General features: G+C 65.0%; 22 protein-coding genes. 9 read left to right on the plus strand and 13 right to left on the minus strand.

Features of this window, described 5'->3' with window-relative positions:
- Positions 1 to 54: 54 nt before the first annotated feature.
- Positions 55 to 975, minus strand: a complete 921-nt coding sequence (locus tag MF6396_RS18795) for a zinc ABC transporter substrate-binding protein (RefSeq protein ID WP_078481275.1) — start codon at positions 973 to 975, stop codon at positions 55 to 57.
- A gap of 66 nt (positions 976 to 1041) precedes the next feature.
- Here MF6396_RS18795 and zur point away from each other — a divergent pair, with 66 nt between their 5' ends.
- The 4 genes from zur (at position 1042) to MF6396_RS18815 (ending at position 3936) form a co-directional block, all read left to right on the plus strand.
- Positions 1042 to 1524 carry a zinc uptake transcriptional repressor Zur gene (gene zur / locus MF6396_RS18800; protein WP_043862294.1) on the plus strand — a complete coding sequence of 161 codons (483 nt, stop codon included), beginning with the start codon at positions 1042 to 1044 and terminating at the stop codon, positions 1522 to 1524.
- A complete protein-coding gene (gene znuC / locus MF6396_RS18805; protein ID WP_043862293.1) occupies positions 1524 to 2303 on the plus strand; it encodes a zinc ABC transporter ATP-binding protein ZnuC in 780 nt (259 codons plus the stop codon). Before zur ends, znuC begins: the two co-directional genes overlap by 1 nt.
- The gene (gene znuB / locus MF6396_RS18810) at positions 2296 to 3078 is read left to right on the plus strand and encodes a zinc ABC transporter permease subunit ZnuB (protein ID WP_043862292.1); all 783 of its coding nucleotides are present in this window, start codon (positions 2296 to 2298) and stop codon (positions 3076 to 3078) included. The genes znuC and znuB overlap by 8 nt, the downstream gene beginning before the upstream one ends.
- A 144-nt stretch (positions 3079 to 3222) precedes the next feature.
- Entirely contained in the window at positions 3223 to 3936 is a 714-nt protein-coding gene (locus tag MF6396_RS18815; protein WP_043862291.1) for a PA5502 family lipoprotein, read from the plus strand.
- A gap of 58 nt (positions 3937 to 3994) precedes the next feature.
- Here the strand turns inward: MF6396_RS18815 and katE are convergent, their stop codons facing one another.
- Positions 3995 to 6151: a catalase HPII gene (katE, locus tag MF6396_RS18820; protein ID WP_078481310.1), complete on the minus strand. Its 2157-nt coding sequence runs from the start codon at positions 6149 to 6151 to the stop codon at positions 3995 to 3997.
- A 218-nt stretch (positions 6152 to 6369) separates the two neighbouring features.
- On the opposite strand from katE, the gene MF6396_RS18825 reads away from it, so the two are divergent.
- From MF6396_RS18825 to MF6396_RS18835, 3 genes are read left to right on the plus strand one after another with little or no spacing between them, the layout of a single operon-like run.
- Positions 6370 to 7377: a methionine ABC transporter ATP-binding protein gene (locus MF6396_RS18825; protein ID WP_054916029.1), complete on the plus strand. Its 1008-nt coding sequence runs from the start codon at positions 6370 to 6372 to the stop codon at positions 7375 to 7377.
- Positions 7377 to 8048, plus strand: coding sequence for a methionine ABC transporter permease (locus MF6396_RS18830; protein WP_043862288.1), 672 nt, complete (start codon positions 7377 to 7379; stop codon positions 8046 to 8048). Before MF6396_RS18825 ends, MF6396_RS18830 begins: the two co-directional genes overlap by 1 nt.
- 60 nt (positions 8049 to 8108) lie before the next feature.
- Positions 8109 to 8882, plus strand: a complete 774-nt coding sequence (locus tag MF6396_RS18835) for a MetQ/NlpA family ABC transporter substrate-binding protein (RefSeq protein ID WP_043862287.1) — start codon at positions 8109 to 8111, stop codon at positions 8880 to 8882.
- 119 nt (positions 8883 to 9001) lie between these two features.
- On the opposite strand, the gene MF6396_RS18840 is transcribed toward MF6396_RS18835, so the two are convergent.
- Genes MF6396_RS18840 through MF6396_RS18860 form a run of 5 tightly spaced genes read right to left on the minus strand, consistent with a single transcriptional unit; the run spans position 9002 to position 12903 of the window.
- Positions 9002 to 9634, minus strand: a complete 633-nt coding sequence (locus MF6396_RS18840; protein WP_043862286.1) for an SCO family protein — start codon at positions 9632 to 9634, stop codon at positions 9002 to 9004.
- Positions 9631 to 10530, minus strand: coding sequence for a heme o synthase (cyoE, locus tag MF6396_RS18845; RefSeq protein ID WP_043862285.1), 900 nt, complete (start codon positions 10528 to 10530; stop codon positions 9631 to 9633). The genes MF6396_RS18840 and cyoE overlap by 4 nt, the downstream gene beginning before the upstream one ends.
- Positions 10515 to 11597, minus strand: coding sequence for a COX15/CtaA family protein (locus MF6396_RS18850; RefSeq protein ID WP_078481276.1), 1083 nt, complete (start codon positions 11595 to 11597; stop codon positions 10515 to 10517). The genes cyoE and MF6396_RS18850 overlap by 16 nt, the downstream gene beginning before the upstream one ends.
- Before the next feature lie 12 nt (positions 11598 to 11609).
- Positions 11610 to 12197, minus strand: coding sequence for a hypothetical protein (locus MF6396_RS18855; protein ID WP_078481277.1), 588 nt, complete (start codon positions 12195 to 12197; stop codon positions 11610 to 11612).
- Positions 12163 to 12903, minus strand: coding sequence for an SURF1 family protein (locus tag MF6396_RS18860; RefSeq protein ID WP_054916032.1), 741 nt, complete (start codon positions 12901 to 12903; stop codon positions 12163 to 12165). Before MF6396_RS18860 ends, MF6396_RS18855 begins: the two co-directional genes overlap by 35 nt.
- A 62-nt stretch (positions 12904 to 12965) precedes the next feature.
- Between MF6396_RS18860 and MF6396_RS18865 the strand changes: the two genes are divergently transcribed.
- Positions 12966 to 13169, plus strand: coding sequence for a twin transmembrane helix small protein (locus tag MF6396_RS18865; RefSeq protein ID WP_043862281.1), 204 nt, complete (start codon positions 12966 to 12968; stop codon positions 13167 to 13169).
- Positions 13170 to 13175: 6 nt separating this feature from the next.
- Here MF6396_RS18865 and MF6396_RS18870 read toward each other — a convergent pair whose 3' ends face one another.
- From MF6396_RS18870 to coxB, 4 genes are read right to left on the minus strand one after another with little or no spacing between them, the layout of a single operon-like run.
- Positions 13176 to 14063: a cytochrome c oxidase subunit 3 gene (locus MF6396_RS18870; protein ID WP_043862280.1), complete on the minus strand. Its 888-nt coding sequence runs from the start codon at positions 14061 to 14063 to the stop codon at positions 13176 to 13178.
- 12 nt (positions 14064 to 14075) lie between these two features.
- Positions 14076 to 14645: a cytochrome c oxidase assembly protein gene (locus tag MF6396_RS18875; protein WP_043862279.1), complete on the minus strand. Its 570-nt coding sequence runs from the start codon at positions 14643 to 14645 to the stop codon at positions 14076 to 14078.
- Between the two features lie 10 nt (positions 14646 to 14655).
- Positions 14656 to 16248: a cytochrome c oxidase subunit I gene (gene ctaD / locus MF6396_RS18880; RefSeq protein WP_054916033.1), complete on the minus strand. Its 1593-nt coding sequence runs from the start codon at positions 16246 to 16248 to the stop codon at positions 14656 to 14658.
- 16 nt (positions 16249 to 16264) lie between these two features.
- On the minus strand, positions 16265 to 17392 hold the full coding sequence (gene coxB / locus MF6396_RS18885) for a cytochrome c oxidase subunit II (RefSeq protein ID WP_043862277.1): 1128 nt from the start codon (positions 17390 to 17392) through the stop codon (positions 16265 to 16267).
- Between the two features lie 311 nt (positions 17393 to 17703).
- Between coxB and MF6396_RS18890 the strand changes: the two genes are divergently transcribed.
- Entirely contained in the window at positions 17704 to 18351 is a 648-nt protein-coding gene (locus MF6396_RS18890; protein ID WP_054916034.1) for a hypothetical protein, read from the plus strand.
- Between the two features lie 86 nt (positions 18352 to 18437).
- Here MF6396_RS18890 and MF6396_RS18895 read toward each other — a convergent pair whose 3' ends face one another.
- The gene (locus tag MF6396_RS18895; RefSeq protein WP_177346334.1) at positions 18438 to 19964 is read right to left on the minus strand and encodes a SulP family inorganic anion transporter; all 1527 of its coding nucleotides are present in this window, start codon (positions 19962 to 19964) and stop codon (positions 18438 to 18440) included.
- Positions 19965 to 20158: 194 nt separating this feature from the next.
- Positions 20159 to 20878 (minus strand): carbonic anhydrase, encoded by a 720-nt coding sequence (locus MF6396_RS18900; RefSeq protein ID WP_043862274.1) that lies wholly within the window; start codon positions 20876 to 20878, stop codon positions 20159 to 20161.
- Between the last annotated feature and the right edge of the window lie 22 nt (positions 20879 to 20900).

Below are 20900 nucleotides of genomic sequence, written 5' to 3' on the forward strand. Positions count from 1 at the left end.
TTGGGCTGCAGCGCAGCCCTTCGCCGGCAAGGCCGGCTCCTACAGATCGGTGGGTCAGAGCTTTTCCAGGCACCCCGCCAACCCATTGCCCAGGTTCTCCAGCAACCGCTCATAGCCATTGGCATCCGCTGGCATCGTGCCGCCTAGCGCATCCAGCTCGGCCAGCGTCACCGGCAACCCCGCTGTCAGCGTCTCGGCCAGCCGCGGGCGTAGCGGCGGCTCGCTGAATACACAGGTCTTGCCCACTTCCTGCAGGCGCTTGCGCATCGCGGCCACGTGCTGCGCGCCCGGCTGCACCTCCGCCGCCACGCTGAACACGCCGGTGTGCTTGAGCCCGTAGGCCGCCTCGAAGTAATCGAAGGCTTCATGGAAGACAAAGTACGGCTTGCCCGCAACAGCGCTCACCCGCGCCTTGAGCCGCGCATCCAAGGCATCCAGGCGCTCGCCGAATGCCTTGGCGTTGGCGGTGTAGCGCGCCTGGTTCTGCGGATCGGCCGCGCCCAGGTCAGCCGCCATCTTCGCCGCAATCACCCGCGCGTTCACCGACGACAACCACAGGTGCGCATCCAGGCTGCCTGGGCGGTGGTCATGGTCGTGCTCGTCGGCGTCTTGCGCGTGGGAATGGCTGTCCTCGCCAAAATGGCGCAAGGTCAGGCCCGGCAGGTTCTGCACCGCCACCGTCGGCTTGCTGCGGCTACCCAGCACACGGGGCAGAAAACCCTCCATGTCCGGGCCGATCCAGTACAGCAAGTCCACCTGGCCCACCTTGCGCACATCGGAAGGGCGCAAGGCGTAATGGTGCGGCGAAGCGCCCGGTGGCAGCAGCACATCCGGCGTACCGACACCGTCCTGCACCGCTGCGGCGATCAGCTGCAGCGGCTTGATGCTGGTCAGCACCTGAACCTCGGCCTGCGCCGGGGTCAGCAACAGGCTACTTGTGACAAAAGCGACAAAAAGGGCAAAAAATCGGGACACGATAGGCACTCATCGGGGCAGGAACGGGTAACATAATAACGTCTCTCAACAGAACCGTCGCTGCCCATGCCCAATACCCCGCTGGCCAACCGTCCCCACGACCACTCCCACTGCGTGCACAGCGCGCTGGCCGAGGCCGATGCGCTGTGCGCGCGTCAGGGCCTGCGCCTGACCGCCCTGCGCCGCCGCGTGCTGGAGCTGGTATGGCAAAGCCACAAGCCGCTGGGCGCCTACGACATCCTTGCCGTGCTCAGCGAGCAGGACGGCCGCCGCGCCGCACCGCCCACCGTGTACCGCGCACTGGATTTCCTGCTGGAAAACAGCCTGGTGCACCGCATCGCGTCGCTCAATGCCTTCATGGGCTGCAGCCACCCCGAGCATGCCCACCAGGGCCAGTTCCTGATCTGCCGCCAATGCCACGTGGCAATCGAACTGGAGCAAGCCTCCATCAGCGACGCCATCGTGGCCAGCGCCAATGATGTGGGTTTCAGTGTCGAGACCCAGACCGTCGAAGTGGTCGGTCTGTGCGGCACCTGCCGGAGCGCCTGATGAGCAACGCGTTGATCCGCCTCGAGCAGGTGGGCGTCACCTTCGGCGGCCAGGCCGTGCTCGACAGCATCGACCTGTGCGTGGAGCCCGGGCAGATCGTGACCCTGATCGGCCCCAACGGCGCCGGCAAGACCACCCTGGTACGCGCCGTACTCGGCCTGCTGGCGCCGCATACCGGCAGCGTATGGCGCAAGCCGCGACTGCGCATCGGCTACATGCCGCAGAAGATCCAGGTGGACGCCACCTTGCCGCTGTCGGTACTGCGCTTTCTGCGCCTGGTGCCGGGCGTGGACCGCAAGACAGCACTGGCGGCCCTCAACGAAGTGGGCGCCGAACACGTCATCGACAGCCCCATCCAGACCGTGTCCGGCGGCGAGATGCAGCGGGTGCTGCTGGCCCGCGCGCTGCTGCGCAAGCCAGAACTGCTGGTGCTCGACGAGCCGGTACAGGGCGTCGACGTGGCCGGTCAGGCCGAGCTCTACAGCCTGATCACGCGCCTGCGCGACCGCTACGGCTGCGGCGTGCTGATGGTTTCCCACGACCTGCACCTGGTGATGAGCACCACCGATCAGGTGGTGTGCCTCAACCGCCACGTGTGCTGCTCGGGCCACCCGGAGCAGGTCAGCGGCGACCCGGCCTTCGTCGAGCTGTTCGGCAACAACGCGCCAAGCCTGGCGATCTACCACCATCATCACGACCACGCCCACGACCTGCACGGGTCGGTGGTCACCCCGGCCCCTGGCGGGCATGTGCACGGAGACCACTGCAAGCATGGCTGATTTTCTGTTGTATGCCCTGCTTGCAGGCCTGGCCCTGGCGCTGGTGGCGGGCCCGCTGGGCTCGTTCGTGGTGTGGCGGCGCATGGCGTATTTCGGCGACACGCTGTCCCACGCGGCGCTGCTGGGCGTGGCCCTGGGCTTCGTGCTGGACGTCAGCCCGACGCTGGCGGTGACCGTCGGCTGCCTGTTGCTGGCGCTGTTGCTGGTGACCCTGCAGCAGCGCCAGCCGCTGGCCTCCGACACCCTGCTGGGGATTCTCGCGCCGAGCACGCTGTCGCTGGGCCTGGTGGTGCTGAGCTTCATGCACGATGTGCGCATCGACCTGATGGCCTACCTGTTCGGCGACCTGCTGGCGATCAGCCCGGGCGACCTGGCGTGGATCCTGGGCGGTAGTGCGCTGGTCCTGTTGCTGATCGTGGCGCTGTGGCGCCCGCTGCTGGCGGTGACCGTGCACGAGGAACTGGCCCGGGTAGAAGGCCTGCCGGTGGCTGCGCTGCGCTTGGCGCTGATGCTGCTGATCGCGGTGGTGATCGCGGTGGCGATGAAGATCGTCGGCGTGCTGCTGATCACCTCGCTGCTGATCATCCCCGCCGCAGCCGCACAGCGGCATGCGCGCTCGCCGGAACAGATGGCCCTGGGCGCCAGCCTGATCGGCGTAGTGGCGGTGTGTGGCGGGCTGGCCCTGTCGTGGTTCAAGGACACCCCGGCCGGCCCATCCATCGTGGTGTGTGCGGCAGTGCTATTCTTGGTGAGCCTGGCGCTGCCCCGGCGCTGAGCGCGCAGCCCCATGGGCAGGGTGCGGCCGACAGGGTCGCGCCCTGCGACATTTTAATCGCCGCTACATCCTGAAGAGTTATTTTCGCGCCAGCGCGCTGGGTGTAGACTTGCTCGCTTTTTGCGCAAATAGAGAGTCGCAGGAATGAAGCCGTTCGCCTCCCGTTATCTGCTCCTTGCCGCGTTTTCCGTGTTGCTGGCCGCCTGTTCCAGCGCGCCGGTCGACCCGCCGCCGCCCGCGCAGCCCGATGCCTGGCAGCTGCTGGAGCAGAACATCGCCAGCAGCGAGCTGGCCACCGCCGAAGACCAGCTGGCCACCTTGCAGGCCCAGTCGCCGGACGATGCACGCCTCGAACCCATGCAGCGCCAGTTGGCCGAAGCCTACCTGCAGCGCAGCCAGATCGTGCTGCAGAAGGGCGATGTGAATGCCGCAGCCACCGCGCTGGCACGTGCCCGTGCGCTGATGCCCAAGGCCCCGGCGCTGACCGGCGGCGTGAATGGCGCCATCACCCAGGCGCGCAAGGCCGAGCTGGACAAGGCCGAGGCCGCGCTCAAGGCGGCGGAAGCCAAGCCGCCGGCAAAAGTCATCGACCCCACGGCGCCGAGCACCGTAGTGGCGTTGAAAATCACGAAAATAGAAGAACTTCGCCGACAACTGGATGACATCGCCACCGATGTGGTGAATTACCAGTGTGACGTGGTGTTCCAGGTGCCGCGCCGTGATGACGCGCCGTGGCTACAGACCTTGCTGGCCAAGCGGGTTAGCAAGCGCGATGCGAGCTTCGCCTTGCAGCAGGCCCACGAGATTCATCGCAACCAGCCGGCGCAGGTGGTGCTTACGCCGCGGCGCGCCGAGTGATGTCGGCGGTGCCTTCTTCGCCGGCAAGGCCGGCTCCTGCAGGAGCCGGCCTTTTTGACTACGCCGGAATGGCCTTGGCGGCCGCTTCCCGCGACCACACACGGTGCTTGGCAATCGCCGCGATCAACGCCTTGTAGGCCTTCTGATCGCTGCCCACCACCATGCCTTCATCCGCCTTGAGGCCCAGCTTGTCGAGCACGGCCTTGGCATCGCTGTCGGTACCCAGCGGCTTGAGGTGCTTGTAGGCCTCCAGCACGAAGTGCAGCGCCACGCCATCGCCGCTCAGGGCCTGCAGGCTGGCCTTGCCACCGGCGATCCATACCGCATCGAACACCACCGACGGCATGCCTTCCATCGAGGCATCCACCGCCAGGGTCTTGCCGGCAGCGGTCTTCACCGGTGCCGAGGTCGGCCCCAGCAGCACGCCCTGGGCGCTCTCGGCCTGCAACGCCTTCACCAGCGGGTCCACCAGCGTGGCATCCACGCCATCGGCCACCAGAATCGCCACCTTGCGCCCCTTGATGCCTTCGCCCAGCAGGTTCATCTGGCTCAGCGCCGGCGAAGCCTTGAGCGACTGTGGCTTGACGTCCACGGTGCCGGCCTTGGGCGCCGGCAGGCCAAGGTTCTGCGCTACCCGCGCCGCCAGCTTGAGGTCGATGTTGGCGAGAATCTCGTTCACCTCGCGGGCACGGATATGCTCGCGCTCCACCTTGCCCAGCTCGAAGCTGTAGGCACTGATGATGTGCTCCTGCTCGGTCGGGCTCATGCTCTGGAAGAACAGCCGCGCCTGGGAGAAGTGATCGCCGAACGAGGGGCTGCGCTGGCGCACCTTGTGCGCCTCGATGCGCTCGGGGTAGGTCTCGAAGCCGCCATCCTGCGCCGCCGGCGGGGTTTCCTTCGGCCAGCCGCCATCGATGGAGTTGGGCTCGTAGGACGCCCGGCCCTTGTGCACGGTGGTACGGTGCTGGGCATCGCGCTGGCCGTTGTGGTTGGGTGCCACGGGCCGGTTGATCGGGATCTCGTGGAAGTTCGGGCCACCCAGGCGGCTGATCTGCGTGTCGGTGTAGGAGAACAGCCGGCCCTGCAGCAGCGGGTCGTTGGAAAAGTCGATGCCCGGCACGATATGACCGGGGCAGAACGCCACCTGCTCGATTTCGGCAAAGAAGTTGTCCGGGTTGCGGTTGAGCACCATCTTGCCAAGCGGCGTCACCGGTACCAGCTCTTCTGGGATGATCTTGGTCGGGTCGAGCAGGTCGAACTCGAACTTATGCTCGTCGGCCTCGGGCACGATCTGCACGCCCAGTTCCCATTCCGGGTAGTTGCCGGTCTCGATCGCTTCCCACAGGTCGCGGCGGTGATAGTCAGTGTCCTTGCCCGCCAGCTTCTGCGCCTCGTCCCACAACAGCGAATGCACACCCTGCTTGGGCTTCCAGTGGAACTTGACGAAACTGGCCACGCCTTCGGCGTTGATCAGGCGGAAGGTGTGCACGCCAAAGCCCTGCATGGTGCGCAGGCTTTTCGGTATCGCGCGGTCGGACATCGCCCAGATCACCATGTGCGCCGACTCGGGCACCAGCGAGACGAAGTCCCAGAAGGTGTCGTGTGCCGAACCGCCGGTGGGGATCTCGTTGTGCGGTTCGGGTTTGACCGCATGCACGAAGTCGGGAAACTTGATCGCGTCCTGAATGAAGAACACCGGCATGTTGTTGCCAACCAGGTCGAAGTTGCCCTCATCGGTAAAGAACTTGACGGCAAAGCCGCGCACGTCGCGCACCGTGTCACCCGAGCCACGCGGCCCCTGCACGGTGGAGAAGCGCACGAACACCGGGGTGATCTTGTCCGGGTCCTGCAAGAAGCCGGCCTTGGTCAGTGCGGCATGCGACTCGTAAGCCTGGAAGTAGCCATGCGCGCCGGTGCCGCGGGCATGCACGATGCGCTCGGGAATGCGCTCATGGTCGAAATGCGTGATCTTCTCGCGCATGATGAAGTCTTCAAGCAGCGAGGGGCCGCGGTCACCGGCCTTGAGGGTGTTCTGGTTGTCGGCAACCTTGACCCCCTGGTTGGTGCGCAGCGCCTGGCCGGTGGCATCGCTGCGAAACGGCTCCAGGCTCTGCAGCTTGGCGTTGGTGTTGGCCTTGTCGGGCGTCTGGGCGCCGGCGAGTTGACTTTCCTGGGGCGCATTCTTCTTGCTGGGCATGGGTCTGCAACTCCTCATCATCGTACGCGGGGCCCCTGGATGGGGCTCTTCAGGTAGTGACTGACAGGAGTGCCGGGCGTTCCTTTCGAATGACCAGCGAGCAACCACTGATCGCGTTATTCCTCAAGCGTTGGTCAAACACGAAATAAATGCTAAGAACCTATATACGAACAGGCTAAAATGCGCCCCCCGGCTAACAGCTGACCCTATTTCATGCGCCCCACAAGGTTCGCTACGTGATCGAGTTTCAACAAGTCCATAAAACCTACCGCGTCGCCGGTAGGGACATCCCCGCACTGCATCCGACCAGCCTGCGCGTCGAAGACGGCCAGGTGTTCGGTCTGATCGGCCATTCCGGTGCCGGCAAAAGTACCCTGCTGCGCCTGATCAACCGCCTCGAGGCCCCCAGCGGCGGCAAGATCATCGTCGACGGCGAAGACGTCACGGCGTTCAACGCCAACGACCTGCGCCGCTTCCGCCAGCAGGTCGGGATGATCTTCCAGCACTTCAACCTGCTGGCCTCCAAGACCGTGGCCGACAACGTGGCGCTGCCGCTGACCCTGGCCGGGCGCATGTCGCGCGCCGAGATCGACCAGCGCGTCGGCGAGCTGCTGGCCCGCGTAGGGCTGAGCGAGCATGCCAGGAAGTACCCGGCACAGCTGTCCGGCGGCCAGAAGCAGCGCGTCGGCATCGCCCGCGCCCTGGCCACCAAGCCCAAGATCCTGCTGTGCGACGAAGCCACCAGCGCCCTGGACCCGCAAACCACCGCCTCGGTGCTGCAATTGCTGGCCGAGATCAACCGCGAGCTGAAGCTGACCATCGTGCTCATCACCCACGAGATGGACGTGATCCGCCGCGTGTGCGACCAGGTGGCAGTGATGGACGCCGGGCAGATCGTCGAGCAGGGCCCGGTGGCGCAGGTGTTCCTGCACCCCAAGCACCCGACCACCAAGCGTTTCGTGCAGGAAGACGAGCAGGTCGACGAAAGCGAACAGCGCGACGATTTTGCCCATGTACCGGGGCGCATCGTGCGCCTGACCTTCCAGGGCGACGCCACCTATGCGCCGCTGCTGGGCACCGTGGCCCGTGAAACCGGGGTGGACTACAGCATCCTCGCCGGGCGTATCGACCGCATCAAGGACACCCCCTACGGTCAGCTGACCCTGGCCATCACCGGTGGCGACATCGAGGCGGCATTTGCCCGCTTCATTGCGGCAGATGTTCATATGGAGGTACTGCGCTGATGGACGCCCTGAGTTTCTTTGCCAACATCGACTGGGCCGAAATCTGGCTGGCCACGATCGATACCATGATCATGCTGTTCGGCTCGCTGCTGTTCACCGTACTGCTGGGCCTGCCACTGGGCGTGCTGCTGTTTCTGTGCGGCCCGCGCCAGCTGTTCGAAGAAAAGCGTGTGTATGCGCTGCTGTCGCTGGTGGTCAACGTGCTGCGTTCGCTACCGTTCATCATCCTGCTGATCGTGATGATCCCGTTCACCGTGCTCATCACCGGCACCTCGCTGGGCGTGGCCGGGGCCATCCCGCCACTGGTGGTCGGTGCCACGCCGTTCTTCGCGCGACTGGTGGAAACCGCCCTGCGCGAGGTCGACCGCGGCATCATCGAAGCCACCCAGTCGATGGGGGCCACCACGCGCCAGATCATCATGAACGCCCTGCTGCCCGAAGCGCGGCCGGGCATCTTCGCAGCCATCACCGTGACGGCCATCACCCTGGTGTCGTACACCGCGATGGCGGGTGTGGTGGGTGCCGGCGGGCTGGGTGACCTGGCCATCCGCTTCGGCTACCAGCGCTTTCAGACCGACGTGATGGTAGTCACCGTGGTACTGCTGCTGGTGCTGGTTCAAGTTCTGCAGAGTGTCGGCGACAAACTGGTTGTGCATTTTTCCCGTAAGTAACCAAGGGTCGGCCACGCCGACGCGCCGGGGGCCGGAACGGCCCTCACAAGGAGCGATTAGATGAAAAGACTGCTTGCTGCTGTTGCCGCCGTCGCGGCCTTCTCTGCCCACGCGGCCGAGACCCTGACTGTTGCCGCCACCCCGGTACCGCACGCCGAGATCCTCGAGTTCGTCAAACCGGCGCTGGCCAAGGAAGGCGTGGACCTGAAGGTGAAGGTGTTCACCGACTACGTCCAGCCCAACGTGCAGGTGGCCGAGAAGCGCCTGGATGCCAACTTCTTCCAGCACCAGCCGTACCTGGACGAGTTCAACAAGGCCAAGGGCACTCACCTGGTCAGCGTTGCCGGCGTGCACCTGGAGCCGCTGGGCGCCTATTCGAACAAGCTCAAGAAGCTCGACGAACTGCCATCGGGCGCCACCGTGGTCATCCCCAACGACGCCACCAACGGCGGCCGTGCCTTGCTGCTGCTGGACAAGGCTGGCGTGATCAAGCTCAAGGACAACACCAACATCCTGTCGACCGTGAAGGACATCACCGGTAACGACAAGGGCCTGAAATTCCGTGAGCTGGAAGCTGCCACCATTCCGCGCGTGCTGACCCAGGTCGACCTGGCGCTGATCAACACCAACTATGCGCTGGAAGCCAAGCTCAACCCTGAAAAGGACGCCCTGGTCATCGAAGGCAGCGATTCGCCTTATGTGAACATCCTGGTGACCCGCGAGGACAACAAGGATTCGGACGCGGTGAAGAAGCTGGTAGCAGCACTGCACACGCCTGAAGTGAAGAAGTTCATCGAAGAGAAGTACAAGGGCGCGGTCAAGCCAGCGTTCTGATTCAGAAATGCCAAGGGCTGCTACGCAGCCCATCGCGGGTCAAGCCCGCTCCCACAAGTTCTCCACCGCCCTTGAAACCAGGGTTGTACCTGTGGGAGCGGGCTTGACCCGCGAAGCTTTCAGTCGCGCTTGACCAGCCCCGGCAACTGCGCCACCAGCTTCTGGTTGTTGAACGGCGCCCGAATGAACCCGCGCTGGGTACCATCCGGCCCGAGCAGCGCCAGGTTGCCACTGTGATCGACCGTGTAGTTCGGCTTGCTGGTATCGGCCGGAATGAACGGGATGCTCACCGCATTGGCCAGCTTCTGCGTATCCTCCAGCGACCCCGTCACCCCGCGAAAATCCTTGTCGAAGTAGCCCAGGTACGTCTTCAACTGCGCCGGTGTATCCCGGTTCGGGTCGACGCTCACCAGCACCACCTGCAAACGGTCCACCGCCTCCTTGGGCAGCTCGCTCTTGACCTGCCGCAGTTGCGCCAGCGTGGTCGGGCAGATGTCCGGGCAGAAGGTGTAGCCGAAGAACAGCAGCGACCACTTGCCCTTGAGCTGGTCCAGCACCACCGGCTGGCCGTTCTCGTCGGTCATCTGCAGCGCCGGCACCTGGCGGCTCTGCGGCAGCAGGATGATCCCGGCATCGATCAGCGCCGTGGGGTCGCCCTGGCTGCGATTGCTCAGCACCTTGTTGATGGTAAGCCCGAGAATCAGTGCGACCAGGGCAACGAGGATGAAAACGGTTTTCTGGGTTCGAGTCATAGGTTCAACAGTAGGTAATGGTCAACAAGCAGCGCGATGAACAGCAGGAACAGGTACGCGATAGAGTACTTGAAGGTCCTGATCGCCGCGTGCGGCCGACTGCCACGGTACAACACCCAGGCCCAGTGCAGGAAGCGCCCGCCCAGCACCACGGCGCAGGCCAGGTACAGCGGCCCGCTCATGTGGATCACGTAAGGCAACAGGCTCACCGCCAGCAGCGCGGCGGTGTACAGCAGAATGTGCAGCTTGGTGTAGTGCTCGCCGTGGGTCACCGGCAGCATCGGGATATCGGCCTTGGCGTACTCCTCCTTGCGATGGATGGCCAGGGCCCAGAAGTGCGGCGGAGTCCAGGCGAAGATGATCAGCACCAGCAACAGGGGCTCGGCGCCCACATGCCCGGTCACCGCCACCCAGCCCAGCAGCGGCGGCGCCGCCCCGGCCAGCCCGCCGATCACGATGTTCTGCGGCGTGGCCCGCTTGAGAAAGCCGGTGTAGAGCACCGCATAGCCCAGCAGCGAGGCCAGGGTCAGCCAGGCGGTCAGTGCGTTGGTGAAGCTCAGCAGCAGCACCATGCCCAGCACCGCCAGCAGCAAGGCGAACGCCAGCGCCGCCAGCGGTGCGACGCGCCCCTCGGCCAGCGGCCGCTTGTGGGTGCGCGCCATCAGTGCGTCGATGCGCCGGTCCACCACATGGTTGACCGCCGCCGCTGCGCCCGCACACAGGCCGATGCCCAGGTTGCCGAACACCAGTACCGTCCACGGCACGCCCGCGCGGGTGGCCAGGAACATCCCCACCAGCGAGGTGATGAGCATCAGCACCACCACCTTGGGCTTGGTCAGCTCCAGGTAGTCGCGCCACAGCGCCTGCTGGCGCGCGGGGTTCAGAAGCGTTGCCATGGGTTCTCTCCCAGATAATGCACCACGCCCACCGGGCGCAGCGGCGTCAGGCGCCAGCCCTGGCTGACCTTGCGCGCCTTGGGCTGCATGGCCAGGCGCGTGCGGTAGTTGACCAGCACCAGCGTCAGCAGCAGCGCCGCGCCACCGGCGTTGTGCGCCACCGCCACCGCCAGCGGCAGCCCGAACGCCACATTGCTGATGCCCAGCCCCACCTGCACCGCCAGCGCCAGCAGCACCAGCCTGGCCAGGCGCCGCAGGCCGATAGCGTGCAGCTGCCAGGCCAGGGTCAGCAACACCAGCGTGACCAGCAGCGCCCCCAGGCGGTGGGTGATATGGATGGCGGTACGCGCCTCGCTGTCGAGCTGTCCGCCCAGGTAGTTGGGGCCGATGTGCTGGGTGAGGTGAAAGCCGTTGGCAAAATCCGCCTCGGGCCACCACTGGCCGTGACAGGTCGGCAGGTCGACGCAGGCCACCGCGGCATAGTTGGCGCTCACCCAGCCGCCCAGGGCGACTTGCCCGATCACCAGCAGCAACGCCAGTGCCGCCAGGCGCCTTAGCCGCAGCGGCAGGCCGGGCAGGGGCATGAACGCGCGCGACAGGCGCAGGCTCAGCAGAAACAGCAGGCTCAGGGTGGCAAAGCCGCCCAGCAAGTGCGCCGTGACCACCTGCGGCCACAGCTTGAGGGTGACCGTCCACATGCCGAACGCGGCCTGGAAGAACACCACCGCCAACAGCAGCAGCGGCAGGCGGTACGGCTGGCCGTTGTGCCCATGCCGACGCAGCGCCTGCACCGCCAGCATGGCGATCACCAGCGCCAGGGTGCCGGCAAAATAACGGTGCACCATCTCGTTGCGGCCCTTGTGGGCCTCGACCGGCGTGTCCGGGTAGTGGCGTTCGGCATGTGCCAGTTGCGCCTCGGTCTTGGGCACGCTGATGAAGCCGTAGCAGCCCGGCCAGTCGGGGCAGCCCAGGCCGGCGTGGGTCAGGCGGGTATAGGCCCCCAGCAGCACCACCACCAGCGCGAGGAAGGTGGCGAACACGGCGAGGCGGTATCCGGGTCTGGCCATGGTGCGTGCCTCCTAGCCGATGTTGGACAGCTTGAGCAGATGGCGCAGGTCGTTGAGCAGGTCCTTGCCCTTGACCCGTGCGTCGTAGCGCAACACCAGGTTGCCGTGGGGGTCGACGATCCACAGCTGCGCGCCCTTCAGGCTCCCGGCGGCCCTGCTGTACTGCGCCAGCTCCAGCGCATAGCGCTGCAGTTGCGGGTACTCGCGCGCAAGCCTGGCCTGATACGCCTCGCTCAGCGGTTGCCCGGCGGCCAGCGCGTGGCTGGCACGGGCGGCGTCGCGGCCAAGGCCGATCTGTACCTGGCGCGCCAGGTACACCAGTTGCTGGCAGTCCGCGTCACAGTCACCAGGGGTGCTGACCAGCAGTTGCCAGCGCGCCTCGTCGGTCGAGACCCCCAGCTCGGCGCGGCCCTGGCCGTTGCCGATCAGTTCGCCGTGGTAGCTGCGGCTTTCCGGCACCCAGAACTGCAGCTTGTACATGCCGGTGGCGAGCATCATCGGCCCCACCACCACCAGCAGGATCAGAATCAGCTGCAACCGCCCGCGCCAACGACGGCGCGGCACTTCAGACGTGCCGGATGGATGCATGACGGCGCCCATGGTGGTTCTCCTTGTCGTTGTGCCAGCCGAAATAGAGGTACAGCGCAACCAGCGCCGCGGCCAGGGCAAACCATTGCACGGCGTAGCCCAGGTGTTTCTCCGGGCCCATCGCCACCACTGGCCAGTCCAGCCGGTAGCTGGCCGGGCCCGGTTCCAGGCGCAGTTCATGGGCAAAGCCCTCGCGGCCCAGCTGCGGCCACAGCTGCGCGGCATCCACCGCCGTGAGCAGGTGCGGCCAGCGGCCCCCTTGCGGGTCGGCGTGCAACTGGAAGGTGCTGCCCGGCGCCACATAGACCCAGGCTTGCAGGGCAAGCGGTGTCTCGGGGGTGCTGAACTGCACCGCCACACGCCGGTCGGGCCAGGGCAGCCAGCCGCGATTGACCAGCAGCCACAGGCCGCTGGCCTGGTCGTGAAAGGGTTGCAGCAGCTCGACCCCGGCCTGGCCGTCGCGCAGGCGGTTGTCGAGCAGCACACTGTGGGTGCGGTCGAAACGGCCATACAGGTGCACCCGGCGATAGGCCGGGTCGCTCGCCTGCGCCAGCTGCTCGCTGGCCAGGGGCGCTGCCACCCGGCGCTCTGCATAGGTGGCCAGCAACTCGCGCTTTTCGGCGGCGCGCCCCAACTGCCAGCAGCCCAGCGCAATCAGCCCCGGCAGCAGCAACATCACCACCAGGGTCGGCACCCGGCCGGGGCGGAACGGCCTCATCGGGGCCCCGCAACGGCTGTCGCTATACTTGTTGTAGTCATCGCATCCCCCGGAGTACCGCCATGCTCAAAGCCGCGATTGTCCTGATGCTGCTGGCGACCGTGATCAGCCTGTTCAGCGGCCTGTTCTTTCTGGTCAAGGACGATGACAACTCGACCCGCCTGCTCACCGCCCTGAAAATCCGTGTCAGCCTGGCCGCCATCACCCTGGCGCTGGTCGCCTGGGGTTTCTACAGCGGCCAACTGGTGTCCCACGCGCCGTTCTAGGCGCGGCTACAGCACATACACGAAGATGAACAACCCCACCCACACCACATCCACGAAGTGCCAGTACCAGCTGGCCGCCTCGAAGCCGAAGTGCTTGTCGGCGCTGAAATGCCCGCGCAGGATGCGCATCAGCATCACGAACAGGATGATCGTGCCCATGGTCACGTGGGCCCCGTGGAACCCGGTGAGCATGAAGAAGGTGGCGCCGTAGATCCCCGAATGCAGGGTCAGGCCCAGTTCGGTGTAGGCCTCGTGGTACTCGTAGGCCTGCAGGATGAGAAACGCCACGCCCAGCACGATGGTCAGTGCCAGCCAGAATTTCAGCGCACCGCGGTGATCCTTGCGCAGGGCATGGTGGGCGATGGTGATGGTCACGCTGGAGCTGACCAGCAGAATGGTGTTGATCAGCGGCAGGTGCCACGGGTCGATCACATCGCTGGGCGGTGGGAACAGCTTGGGGTCGGGGGTATGCAGCAGCGGCCAGGCGAACTGGAAGTTCGGCCACAGCATGTGCGCCACGCCCTTGGCACCTTCCCCACCCAGCGCCGGGCCTGCCAGGTGGCGCACGTAGAACAGCGCACCGAAGAAGGCCACGAAGAACATCACCTCCGAAAAGATGAACCACGACATGCCCCAGCGGAACGAGCGGTCCAGCTGCGGGCTGTAGAGCCCGGCGCGGCTTTCCTTGATCACCGCGCCGAACCAGCCGAACAGCATGTAGGCCAGGCACAGTGCGCCGACGAAGAAGATCAGCGGGCCATGGGAGTCCTCGTGGCCGGCCTTCATGTCGTTGAACCAGGTGCCCAGGCCGAACACCGTGATCAGCATGCCGAGGGTGGCGATGATCGGCCACTTGCTCTGCGCCGGTACGTAGTAGTGCTGATGAGCAGCCATGGATCGTTCTCCTTATCGGGCGCTCTGTACGGTCTGGGTGGCCACGTGGGCCACCGGCGGCTGGCGAGCGGTGATATCGAACAGCGTGTAGGCAAGCGTCAGGTGTTTCACATCCTTGGGCAGGTCGCGGTCGACGATGAAGCGCACCGGCATCTCGATGCGCTCACCCGGCTGCAGCACCTGCTGGCTGAAGCAGAAGCATTCGGTCTTGTGAAAGTATGCGGCTGCCTCCGCCGGGCTGATGCTGGGGATGGCCTGGGCGGTCATCGGCTTGTCGGTGGGGTTGCGCGCCACGAAGATCATCTGGTTCACCGCGCCCGGGTTGACGTCGATCTGGTCGGCGGTGGAGTAGAAGTCCCAGACCATGTCGCTGGCATTGGTCGACAGGAACTGCACCTTCACCGAGCGCGTGGGGTCGCTGACCTGGCTGCCTGCGTACTGCCCGCCGGTCTTGCCGTTGATGCCGAAGGCCTTGCACATCACGTCGTAGATCGGCACCAGGGCAAAGCCGAAGGCGAACATCACCACGGTCAGCAGCATCAGCCGCGTCACCAGTCGCCGCAGCGACGTGCGCTCGTTCATGGCAGCACCCTCATTTCACTTCCGGCGGGGTCTGGAAGGTGTGGTAGGGCGCGGGCGAGGGCACCGACCATTCCAGCCCTTCGGCGCCATCCCATGGCTTGGCCGGGGCCGGCTTGCCGCCACGGATGCACTTGATCACGATGAACAGGAAGAAGATCTGCGTGACGCCGAAGGTGAACGCGCCGATCGACGACACCATGTTGAAGTCGGCGAACTGCAGGTTGTAGTCCGGCACCCGGCGCGGCATGCCCGCCAGGCCAACGAAGTGCATCGGGAAGAACGCCATGTTCATGCCGATGAACGACAGCCAGAAGTGCAGCTTGCCGAGGGTTTCGTCGTACATGTGCCCGGTCCACTTGGGCAGCCAGTAGTAGGCGGAGGCGAAGATGCCGAAGATCGCCCCCGGCACCAGCACGTAGTGGAAGTGCGCCACCACGAAGTAGGTGTCGTGGTACTGGAAGTCGGCCGGGGCGATGGCCAGCATCAACCCCGAGAAGCCGCCGATAGTGAACAAGATGACGAAGGCAATGGCGAACAGCATCGGCGTCTCGAAGGTCAGCGAACCTTCCCACATGGTGCTCACCCAGTTGAACACCTTCACCCCGGTGGGCACCGCGATGAGCATGGTGGCGTACATGAAGAACAGCTCGCCCACCACCGGGATGCCGACCACGAACATGTGGTGCGCCCACACGATGAACGACAGGAAGGCGATGGCCCCGGTGGCGTAGACCATCGAGGTGTAGCCGAACAGCGGCTTGCGCGAGAACGCCGGGATGATCGAGCTGACCGCGCCGAACGCCGGCAGGATCATGATGTACACCTCGGGGTGACCGAAGAACCAGAACACGTGCTGGAACAGTACCGGGTCGCCACCACCGGCGGCGCTGAAGAAGCTGGTGCCGAAATGGATGTCCATCAGCATCATGGTTACCACACCGGCCAGCACCGGCATCACCGCGATCAGCAGGAACGCGGTGATCAGCCAGGTCCAGACGAACAGCGGCATCTTCATCAGGGTCATGCCGGGGGCGCGCAGGTTGAGGATGGTGGCGATCACGTTGATCGCGCCCATGATCGAGCTGATGCCCATCAGGTGGATGGCGAAGATGAAGAAGGTCACGCTGGCCGGTGCGTAGGTGGTCGACAGCGGGGCATAGAAGGTCCAGCCGAAATTCGGCCCGCCGCCGGGGCTGAACAGGGTCGATACCAGCAGCAGGAACGCTGCCGGCAGCAGCCAGAAGCTGAAGTTGTTCATGCGCGGCAGGGCCATGTCCGGCGCGCCGATCATCAGCGGGATCATCCAGTTGGCCAGGCCGACGAAGGCCGGCATCACCGCACCGAACACCATGATCAGGCCGTGCATGGTGGTCATCTGGTTGAAGAATGCCGGCTCCACGATCTGCAGGCCGGGCTGGAACAGCTCGGCGCGGATCACCATGGCGAACGAGCCGCCGAGCAGGAACATGGCGAAGGCGAACCACAGGTACATCGTGCCGATGTCCTTGTGGTTGGTGGTCAGCACCCAGCGCATCAGGCCCTTGGCCGGGCCGTGGGCGTGGTCATGGGCGGCATGACCGTGGTCGTCGATGACTGTACTCATGTCCTGTCTCCCCGGTTCATTGGCTGTCGGCCTGCTTGAGCGCCAGCACATCCTTCGGCGTGACCATGTCGCCCTTGTTGTTGCCCCAGGCGTTGCGCTCGTAGGTGATCACGGCGGCGATATCCACTTCCGAGAGCTGCTTGCCGAACGCCGCCATGGCCGTGCCGGCCTTGCCGTGGAAGACGATGTTCAGGTGATCCTTGATCGGGCCGGTGGCGATCTTCGAACCCTTGAGCGCCGGGAACATCGGCGGCAGGCCCTGGCCTTCGGCCTGGTGACAGGCCACGCAGGTGGTGTGGTAGACCTTGTCGCCGCGCTCGCTGAGCTCCTGCAGGGTCCACTCCTTGCTGGTCAGCTCCTTGAGCTTGGCCGACTCGGCCTTGCGTTCGGCCAGCCAGGTGTCGTAGTCGGCCCTGGACTTGACCTCCACCACCACCGGCATGAAGCCGTGGTCCTTGCCGCACAGTTCGGTGCACTGGCCGCGGTAGATGCCCGGCTTCTCGACACGGGTCCAGGCCTCGTTGACGAAACCGGGGATGGCATCGCGCTTGACCGCGAACGCCGGCACCCACCAGGAATGGATGACGTCGGCGGCAGTCACCAGAAAGCGCACCTTGGCACCCACCGGGATCACCAGCGGCTGATCGACCTCCAGCAGGTAGTGCTCGTCCTTGGGTGCCTTGTTGTGGATCTGATCGGCGGGGGTGGCCAGGTTGCTGAAGAACTCCACGTCCTGGCCCAGGTACTTGTAGTGCCACTTCCACTGGTAGCCGGTGACCTGGATATCCACGTCCGACTCGCTGGCATCGTAGATGTCCACCAGGGTCTTGGTGGCGGGGATGGCCATGGCCACCAGGATCAGGAACGGCACCACCGTCCACATGATCTCGACCCAGGTGTGCTCATGAAAATGCGCCGGCTGCTGGCCGGTGGAGCGACGGTGCACCATCATCGACCAGAACATCGCGCCGAACACCACGATGCCGATCACCACGCAGATCCAGAAGATGGTCATGTGCAGGTCGAACACGGCGTTGCTGACTTCAGTCGCCCCCGGCGCCATATTCACGGTCCAGGCGGCGTGTGCCGGCGTGAACAGTGACCACAACAGCAGGCCCATCCAGGCATGTGGATGTCGCATCATTGCGGGTTCCCCTTATGATTCTTGTTATCCCGGAGGCAGGGCCTACGGCTAAGGGTACGGCGTCAAGACGGCGAACTTCGACGGCGAGCCCCTGCTGGACAGCAGGCGGGCCTCATCAACCAATCACTTTCAAAGCGGAGTATAGACAGCCGCCCGGACCGCGCAAAAAATCGCCGAGAGGGGGTTGATGGCCATTTGATATGCCTTACAGCGACATAAACGCACATCGTTTATGACAAATCCGTCTTAACTCTTTTTCGAACCGAGCTACCTTATGTCATCCGTGTGTTTCCCTTGTCCCTGGAGTTGTCATGAACATCGCCGCTTTGCGCGAGCAGATCACCCGTGCCCGTCAACATGAGGTCCAAACCGGCCAGTTGAAAAAGCAACTTGAAGTGCAACTGCCCCACCTGCATCCCTCGATCAATCTGCCTGAGCAAGACCCGCATGCAGCGCTTGTGGGGTTTGTCGACGCGTACATCGATCAGGTACCCGAATTGCTGGAGGCCGCCAATGCGGTGGCGCGCGAGGCGGGCATCGAGTCGCAGATCAAACCGGTACTGAAAATTGCCGAAGCCTATTTCCTGCAGCCGCCGGCGATCATGCAAGGCCAGGTCGGCCTGGGCTGCCTGCTGGATGAGGCCTACCTGGCGCACCGCCTGGTGGAGGAAGTGAACGACCTGTACATCAAGCATTTCAAGCAGCCACTGATCCCACTGGATACCACCGTGGCCAACCTGATCGCGCATCAGCTGATCGGCGAGGCATTCGCCAACCAGCTGGATGAGGTGGTGCACCACTCGGTGGACGAAATGCTCAACGACGAAAGCTTCGCGCTCGAATCGGTGGAGGCCTACCGAGACAAGCTGAGCAGCCCGGACACCGGCGCGGCGTGGAAGCGCTGGCCGTGCCTGTCGCGCCAGCTGGGCGTGGGGCTGGAGCTGGATCAGTCGGCCTGATCGGCTCGGCGGCGCAGCCTTCGCCAGCAAGGCTGGCTCCTACAGGATTACACCCCGTGTAGGAGCCAGCCTTGCTGGCGAATCGTTCACGCGCCAAGCCCTGCCGCCATACGCGCCCGCCCCTCGGTGCGCCGCTTCAACCCGCGCGGCTCGATCACCAGCACCGATCCATTGCCCGCATTCGCCCGGCCCCAGTCCTCCAGCAGCTCGAGACACGCGTGGTCGATGTAGCTGAGCTGGGCCAGCGGTACATGCAACGTGGTACATACCGGTACGTTATCAAGCACCCGGGCGAGTGCCGGGACCTTGAGAAACGTCGCCGCACCGCTCAAGCGAAGCTCCAGGTGCCCCGGCGTATCCAGGTGGCTGATGCTGATCTTCAACCGCGCCGCCTTCAGCGCAAGCTTGAGCAAAGTCAGGGCGAAACCCAGCAGTACGCCGGTCAACAGGTCGGTGAAGATGATCGCCAGTGCGGTCGCCGCGTAGGTGAACATCGGCATGCGCCCATAGCGCCCCAACCCGCGGAACGCCTTGAAGTCCACCAGCTTGAAGCCGGTGTACACCAGTACACCTGCCAGGCTCGCCACCGGGATCTGCTGCAGCACACTGCTCAGCACCACCACGAACGCCAGCAACCATGCCCCATGCAGAATAGCCGACAGCCGCGTCTGCGCACCGGCCTGCACGTTGGCCGAACTGCGTACGATCACCCCGGTCATCGGCAACGCCCCCAGCACGCCGCAGAGCATGTTGCCCACCCCCTGGGCCGACAGTTCACGGTCGAAATCCGAACGCTGGCCACTGTGCATGCGGTCCACCGCTGCCGCCGACAGCAGCGTCTCGGCACTGGCGATGAATGCCAGGGCGAGCGCCGCCACCAGCAGGTGCGGGTTGGCCAGTTGCAGCAGGTCGGCGGGGCGCAGCCAGTCGATGGCCTCGGCCAGGTTGGCGGGCACCACCACGCGGTTCACCGGCAACGCCAGCCACAGGCTCAGCAGGGTCATCAGCGCCACCCCGAGCAAGGCCCCCGGCACGAAGCGCAGACGCTGCGGGCGCAGGCGCTCCCAGCCCCACATGATCGCGATGGTGCCCAGGCCCAACGCACCCGCCTGCCAGGCATTGCCGGGGCCTTCCGGGGTCAGCGCCTGCAGTACGGTCTGTGGGAACGCCGTCAGGTTGGCCAGCCCGGAAGGCTGCGGGCTGGCGTCGAACATCACATGCACCTGCGACAGTACGATCAGCACGCCGATACCGGCGAGCATGCCGTACACCACCGCTGGCGCCGTGACCCGGAACCAGCAGCCCAGGCGCAGACGCCCGGCCAGCAGTTGCAGCAGGCCCGCCAGCAGCAGGATCGGCCCGAGCATGGCCATGCCATGCTGGCGTACCAGCTCGAACACCAGCACCGCCAGGCCCGCCGCCGGGCCGCTGACCTGCAATGGCGAGCCGGCGATGAACCCCACCACCAGGCCACCGACGATGCCGGTGATCAGACCCTTGGCCGGGGGCATGCCGGAAGCGATGGCAATGCCCATGCACAGCGGCAGCGCCACCAGAAACACCACCACCGAAGCCAGCAGTTCACGCGGCAGGGCCGCTTTCAATTGCGTCATGTTCACCTTGATTCTCCCTCTATCGATCACGCCGGGCCATTCCGCTGGCCCGCACGCCGCAGTAACGCCGCCACGCGGGCAGCCGCAAGCCGCCGGCAGGCCGGCAAGGCATTCATGGAAATTCAAGGCAGCCGACTACCTGGGCTGCACGCGAACGTGCAGCCTTCAGTCACCCTGTTGCGAATGAGGTGTGGCTAGTAGCGCCCGCGCGGGGTAGCGCAGGGAATCGGCTGGCCGCTCTGCAGGGGCAGGAAGCGGTCGCTTACCGCGTCATAGGCGGTGATTTCGCTGGTTTCGATGTCGTAGATCCAGCCGTGGATATACAACTGGCCGGCCGCCAGGCGCGAGGCGACCGAAGGGTGGGTACGCAGGTGCTGCAACTGCGCGATGACGTTTTCCTTGGTCAGCACCTGCATGCTTTCGTGTTCGTTGTGGCAATGGCAATTGTCTTCGACCACCGTGCGCGCCACCTCGGCATGCCGCAACCAGGCCTTGACCGTGGGCATCTTCTCCAGGCTCTGCGGGTTGAGCACGGCACGCATGGCCCCGCAATCGGAATGCCCGCACACGATGATGTGCTGCACACCCAGGGCCATCACCGCGTATTCGATGGCCGTGGATACACCACCGTTCATCTGCCCGTAGGGCGGCACCACGTTACCCACATTGCGGGTCACGAACAGGTCGCCAGGGGAGCTGTGGGTAATCAGTTCGGGCACGATGCGCGAGTCGGCGCAGGTAATGAACATCGCCCGCGGCTTCTGCGCAGTGGCGAGTTTCTTGAAGAGCTCTTCCTGTTGCGGGAAGACTTCATGATGAAAATGCAAAAAGCCGTCGACGATATGCTTCAGTGCGGCATCGGCGCTTTCGGCTTGATCAGCCGGGCCGTTTTGAGAGGGGTCCTGGTCTTTCATTGTTGATCCTCTTTGACGGTTT

The sequence above is a fragment of the Pseudomonas sp. MF6396 genome, from assembly GCF_002018915.1.
Classification (GTDB): Bacteria; Pseudomonadota; Gammaproteobacteria; order Pseudomonadales; family Pseudomonadaceae; genus Aquipseudomonas; species Aquipseudomonas palmensis.

Coding starts and splice junctions, on each gene's coding strand:
- MF6396_RS18890 (WP_054916034.1), top strand. CDS start 17,704: ATGAACATCGCCGCTTTGCGCGAGCAGATCACCCGTGCCCGTCAACAT.
- MF6396_RS18850 (WP_078481276.1), bottom strand. CDS start 11,597: ATGGCCAGACCCGGATACCGCCTCGCCGTGTTCGCCACCTTCCTCGCG.
- MF6396_RS18830 (WP_043862288.1), top strand. CDS start 7,377: ATGGACGCCCTGAGTTTCTTTGCCAACATCGACTGGGCCGAAATCTGG.
- zur (WP_043862294.1), top strand. CDS start 1,042: ATGCCCAATACCCCGCTGGCCAACCGTCCCCACGACCACTCCCACTGC.
- MF6396_RS18840 (WP_043862286.1), bottom strand. CDS start 9,634: ATGACTCGAACCCAGAAAACCGTTTTCATCCTCGTTGCCCTGGTCGCA.
- MF6396_RS18855 (WP_078481277.1), bottom strand. CDS start 12,197: ATGGGCGCCGTCATGCATCCATCCGGCACGTCTGAAGTGCCGCGCCGT.
- MF6396_RS18860 (WP_054916032.1), bottom strand. CDS start 12,903: ATGAGGCCGTTCCGCCCCGGCCGGGTGCCGACCCTGGTGGTGATGTTG.
- MF6396_RS18900 (WP_043862274.1), bottom strand. CDS start 20,878: ATGAAAGACCAGGACCCCTCTCAAAACGGCCCGGCTGATCAAGCCGAA.
- coxB (WP_043862277.1), bottom strand. CDS start 17,392: ATGATGCGACATCCACATGCCTGGATGGGCCTGCTGTTGTGGTCACTG.
- MF6396_RS18875 (WP_043862279.1), bottom strand. CDS start 14,645: ATGAACGAGCGCACGTCGCTGCGGCGACTGGTGACGCGGCTGATGCTG.
- MF6396_RS18865 (WP_043862281.1), top strand. CDS start 12,966: ATGCTCAAAGCCGCGATTGTCCTGATGCTGCTGGCGACCGTGATCAGC.
- MF6396_RS18895 (WP_177346334.1), bottom strand. CDS start 19,964: ATGACGCAATTGAAAGCGGCCCTGCCGCGTGAACTGCTGGCTTCGGTG.
- cyoE (WP_043862285.1), bottom strand. CDS start 10,530: ATGGCAACGCTTCTGAACCCCGCGCGCCAGCAGGCGCTGTGGCGCGAC.
- MF6396_RS18870 (WP_043862280.1), bottom strand. CDS start 14,063: ATGGCTGCTCATCAGCACTACTACGTACCGGCGCAGAGCAAGTGGCCG.
- znuC (WP_043862293.1), top strand. CDS start 1,524: ATGAGCAACGCGTTGATCCGCCTCGAGCAGGTGGGCGTCACCTTCGGC.
- MF6396_RS18835 (WP_043862287.1), top strand. CDS start 8,109: ATGAAAAGACTGCTTGCTGCTGTTGCCGCCGTCGCGGCCTTCTCTGCC.
- katE (WP_078481310.1), bottom strand. CDS start 6,151: ATGAGGAGTTGCAGACCCATGCCCAGCAAGAAGAATGCGCCCCAGGAA.
- znuB (WP_043862292.1), top strand. CDS start 2,296: ATGGCTGATTTTCTGTTGTATGCCCTGCTTGCAGGCCTGGCCCTGGCG.
- MF6396_RS18815 (WP_043862291.1), top strand. CDS start 3,223: ATGAAGCCGTTCGCCTCCCGTTATCTGCTCCTTGCCGCGTTTTCCGTG.
- ctaD (WP_054916033.1), bottom strand. CDS start 16,248: ATGAGTACAGTCATCGACGACCACGGTCATGCCGCCCATGACCACGCC.